Origin of the sequence: Blautia sp. CAG:237 (assembly GCF_000436615.1) — a bacterium.
In the GTDB taxonomy this organism is placed as follows: Bacteria; Bacillota; Clostridia; order Lachnospirales; family Lachnospiraceae; genus Blautia_A; species Blautia_A intestinihominis.
In genome coordinates this window covers 1-4,635 of sequence record NZ_FR886728.1, presented here as the reverse complement: position 1 = coordinate 4,635, position 4,635 = coordinate 1, and the positions used below count along the sequence as shown (strand labels likewise).

The 4,635-nt window shown below is 41.4% G+C and carries 6 protein-coding genes and 1 pseudogene; all 7 read left to right on the top strand.

The genetic code is table 11. The features are described from left to right. Positions 1-340, top strand: a 340-nt coding sequence (locus QZL69_RS06715; protein WP_291518750.1) for a helix-turn-helix domain-containing protein, incomplete at its 5' end; no start/stop codon positions are given. A gap of 43 nt (positions 341-383) precedes the next feature. Further along, complete coding sequence (locus QZL69_RS06710) at positions 384-1,325, top strand: DUF1848 domain-containing protein (RefSeq protein ID WP_022214454.1); 942 nt, start codon at positions 384-386, stop codon at positions 1,323-1,325. A gap of 161 nt (positions 1,326-1,486) precedes the next feature. After that, positions 1,487-1,972 carry a GNAT family N-acetyltransferase gene (locus QZL69_RS06705; RefSeq protein WP_022214453.1) on the top strand — a complete coding sequence of 162 codons (486 nt, stop codon included), beginning with the start codon at positions 1,487-1,489 and terminating at the stop codon, positions 1,970-1,972. 191 nt (positions 1,973-2,163) lie between these two features. Further along, complete coding sequence (locus QZL69_RS06700) at positions 2,164-2,916, top strand: EFR1 family ferrodoxin (protein WP_022214452.1); 753 nt, start codon at positions 2,164-2,166, stop codon at positions 2,914-2,916. Between the two features lie 134 nt (positions 2,917-3,050). Beyond that, positions 3,051-3,209: a hypothetical protein gene (locus tag QZL69_RS14085; protein ID WP_022214451.1), complete on the top strand. Its 159-nt coding sequence runs from the start codon at positions 3,051-3,053 to the stop codon at positions 3,207-3,209. Continuing rightward, positions 3,142-3,291: pseudogene (locus QZL69_RS13965) on the top strand (LysR family transcriptional regulator); the annotation flags it as partial. The gene QZL69_RS14085 and the pseudogene QZL69_RS13965, both read left to right, overlap by 68 nt. A 115-nt stretch (positions 3,292-3,406) precedes the next feature. Then, positions 3,407-4,327: a helix-turn-helix domain-containing protein gene (locus QZL69_RS06685; RefSeq protein ID WP_022214450.1), complete on the top strand. Its 921-nt coding sequence runs from the start codon at positions 3,407-3,409 to the stop codon at positions 4,325-4,327. Positions 4,328-4,635: the final 308 nt, after the last annotated feature.

The window sequence follows — 4,635 nt, the reverse complement described above, 5'->3', positions numbered from 1 at the left end:
CCCGAACAGAGAACAGAAAAACCTCATCCACAGAACACTGGGATGCTGCCGGCTCATCTATAACAAAGAAATGTCACAGATCGCCCGGGCAGGGCTGCGAGTGTATTTTATCGCATTTATCCCAATGGGGATCAACCTCCTGACCTCATACTATTTACAGTCGATCTTAAGCGTAAAAAGCTCCCTTTTCATTTCATTACTCAGAAATGTGATCCTGAGCAGCACTGCCATTCTCACATTCCCGCTGATCTTTGGCGGAAACAGCCTGTGGCTGGTAATGCCGGTCGTGGAATGCCTTGTGCTGGTATTGAGCGTGGTGTTTTTACGCAGACAACAATAAAAAATTTTTAATTTGCAGAAACAGCAGAAAGGCAGCAAATACCATGATCATACAAACAGGCATGCGGACAGATATCCCGGCGTTTTATTCCGAATGGTTTATGAACAGAATAAAGGAAGGCTATGTACTGGTCCGCAATCCATATAATCCGTTGCAGGTAACGAAATATAGCCTGTCGCCGGAGGTCGTAGACCTTCTTGTATTCTGTACGAAAAATCCGGCACCAATGCTTAAGCATATGGACAAATTGCAATCATATGGACAATACTGGTTTGTGACAATCACACCATATGGAACTGAGATTGAACCCAATGTGCCAGATAAGAAAACAGTAATGGAAGATTTTAAGAAGTTGTCCAATATTGTAGGCATTGACAGCATCGGATGGCGCTATGATCCAATACTCATCGACCAGACACATACCGTAGAATGGCATATACAGGAATTCGAAAAAATGGCAGCGAATTTGTCCGGCTATACCCACACTTGCGTAATTAGTTTCATTGACATTTACCAAAAAGTAGCACGGAATTTTCCGGAAGCAAAAGCCGTTACAATCAGCGACAGAATCAGGATCGGAAAAGAATTTATCAGAATTGCAGAGAAATACAATATGGTAATCCGGCCATGTGCAGAAGGAAATGAACTTGCGGCCTACGGAGCAGACTGTTCAGGATGTATGACTGTAGATACATACGAAAAAGCACTGCATACACATCTGGATGTGCCAAAGCAGAAGATGAACCAGAGAAACGGGACATGTGCCTGTCTTCTGGGAGTAGACATTGGAGCATATGATACCTGCGGGCATTTGTGCAGATATTGTTATGCGAATGTAAATAGTGCTCTGGTCCGGGAGAACATGAAAAGACATGACCCGAAATCACCATTTCTGCTTGGCGGAAGCATGCCGGGAGATATCATACACGAGGCAAAACAAATAAGCTGGATTGACGGACAGATGACGCTGGATTTATTTTCGTAAAAACTGATATCAGGAAACCACCAACTGCCAAAAAAATGAAGAAAGGTACCAAAAATTGTTAACGATATTGCATGGATCAGATCACACATGCAATATCGTTATTTTCGTGTTATACTGGATGAACTGAGATGGAATTCAAAGAGACAAGAGAGGAATATAGTATGGAAATAAAATACGCAACAACAGAAGATATTACAGCGATTGCCGCAGTTGAGGCAGAATGTTTCCCGCCTGCGGAAGCAGCAACAGAAGAGGAATTCATCGAAAGAGTGAAATATTACGGAAATTACTTCTGGCTAATGTATGAAGATAGAAAGCTGATCGCATTTGTAGACGGTTTTGTAACAGATGAGCCGGACCTGACGGATGAAATGTATGAGAAGGCTGCCATGCACAACGAAGATGGTGCGTGGCAGATGATTTTTGGTGTTAATACATTACCGGATTATCGCAGACATGGATACGCCGGCAAACTGATCCGCCGCGCGATCGACGATGCAAAGCAGCAGGGCCGTAAAGGACTTGTCCTGACCTGCAAAGAAAAGCTTATCCCGTATTATGCAAAATTTGGCTTTTCCGACGAAGGTATATCTGACAAATCCACCCATGGAAATGTTGTGTGGCACCAGATGCGGCTGGGTTTCTGATAAATCGCCCTTTTTAATCTTGAGCAATCAATCGACCCAAAGACTGCTGCTTTGAGATCATTAAAAGCAGCAAGGAAAGGCAGAGCCGTTTACACTACCGGAGCATTTTATAAATGCTGTCAATTGCTTGCAAAACTTATTACACATACATTTCTTGTTAAATTTGCAGGCCTTGGATAAGGAGATGGATTATGATTTTATATTTTTCAGCAACCGGAAACAGCGAATATGTTGCCAGAAGGATTGCAGCCGAAACCGGTGACATTGCCGTTTCTATTACAGATTGCTATAAAAAACAAATTTTCTCATTTGATGAGAAATGCAAAACACTTGGTATAGTAAGCCCTACATACTCTTGGGGATTGCCTGTTATCGTAATTGAATTTTTACAAAGACTAGATTTAAGCCATAAGCCGGACTATATATTTTTTATTGCAACTTATGGAACAACCCCGGGACAAGCTGGGAGATTTGCAGATAATATTCTTGCTCCTAAAGGCCTGCCATTGTCCGCAAAATTCAGCGTGAAAATGCCGGACACCTGGACTCCGATTTTTGATTTGAGCAATAAAGAAAAAGTTCAGCGTATAAATAATTATGCAGAGCTTGAAATCGATCATATCATTGAACAGATAAAAAATTTGGTCGTCGGTGATTTTATGAAAAATAAGCTGCCTTATCCGATTGCAAAGATAGGCTATCATATCGAATATGATTCGATGCGTAAAACAAAGCACTTTTCAGTTGAAGACACCTGCGTTGGGTGTGGTTTGTGCGCCAAAAACTGCCCGGTTTCCGCCATTAAGCTCAAAGACCGCAAACCTGAATGGACCAAAGAGCAGTGCGTAATGTGCTTAGCTTGCTTACATCACTGCCCTAAATTTGCAATTCAATATGGTGAAAATACAAAGAAGCATGGACAGTATACACATTTCCTTAAGTGATATGCTCCCACCACTTAAATCTTATAGATTTTGAAGTGGTGGAAGTATGTCACCAACCAAATTCCAGTTATAATAAATGTAACAAATTCAATTTATCGAAGTTTTCTACTGTACCCCGTGCGACGGAGGCAATTATGCATGAAAGGAATGACAAAATTATGATCTATACCTGTACCTATGTATCTCCACTGGGAGATATTTTGCTGGCGGCTGATGAAATCGGCCTTGTTGGTCTGTGGTTCGAAGGCCAGAAATGCACAACCGTCCCTGTCAAAGCAGCTTATGGAACTTGAAAAGAAGCTGGGAAAGCAGCTATTGATCCGTGGAAAGAAAAAAATCACCCTTACAGAAGAAGGGGTTATCCTGCGGAAACGGAGATTGGCTGGGAAGACATAAAATATTCCAAGTGTACTTACAAGTTCTACTATGCTCTTTTCTTTATATTCTTCAACTGTTATAATGACCTTATAAAAACATAGGGAGATTGCAAATGTCTAAAGCTGAATATCGTTACTATGAACTTTCACAGGATCTTCCGCTGCTTGTTTTGACCGGTGAAAAATGGGAAACTGTTTATGGAATGGATAATATGCATTTTCATAATTATCTGGAAGTCGGTTACTGTCATTATGGAAATGGGATCATACAGTTTGCAGAAAAAGAAACGCCTTACCATGCAGGGACACTGACGTTCATTCCCAAAAACATTCCGCATCGTACCTGTCCGGTGCCAGAAGAACATAATCGAAAGCAGAAATGGGAATATCTTTTTATAGATACAGACAGGATCCTCAAAAAAGTTTTTGAGGATGCGCCTGAAAAGTATACAAAAATGCAGAAAAATCTTTCCAGAGAAGTTCTGGTGCTGGATAGCAGCAAAAACGCTCTGGCTGTGGAACTGCTGCAGATGATAATAGAAGAAACGCAGCAGAAAAAATATCATTATAAATATGCAGTTTTATCGCTTGCGTTTAATTTTCTGTTATTTTTTGACCGGCTGAACACGCTGGATTCAGGGGATGAACTTTCACATTCTGATGCAATGGATTATGTTCGAAAGATCATAAACTATATGGAACAGCATTACACAGAGGATATAAAGGCAAAGGATTTTGCCAAAAGCTGTGGGCTGAGCGAAACTCATATGCGAAGGATTTTTTCTGAATATACGAATATGCCGCCTTCTGAGTATCTGAATGTGGTTCGGATCAACAAAGCATGTGAGCTGCTTGCACATGGCAGTACTTCCATCGAGGAAGTTGCCCGTTCTGTTGGTTATCCGGTTCTGTCCACGTTTCTTAGAAACTTCAGAAAAATAACAGGACTTTCCCCAAGTGCCTGGCGCAAAAAAGCACTGGAAAACCCACAAAATATAGCGACTTATCAGATTTCTGTGCTGAAAGGCTGGTAAGCTGTAAAACAGGAGAATATATCTTATGGAAATAAAAACTGGACCTACGAAGAATACCCATCTTTTGACGAAGAGATAGAGGGCGTTACAAGAATCCCGACAACCGGAGATGAGAAAGGAACTTATATTTATTCGAATGTGGAATATGCCAACATGGATGGTGTGCCGCTTCACTTACAGATCATTACACCACAGACAAGAAACACCATAGACAGTGATACATTGCATCCCTGTCTTGTGTATGTCCAGGGCTCTGCGTGGCTTGAGCAGAATATCAATGCGAAACTTGGAATACTTTCAAGACTGGC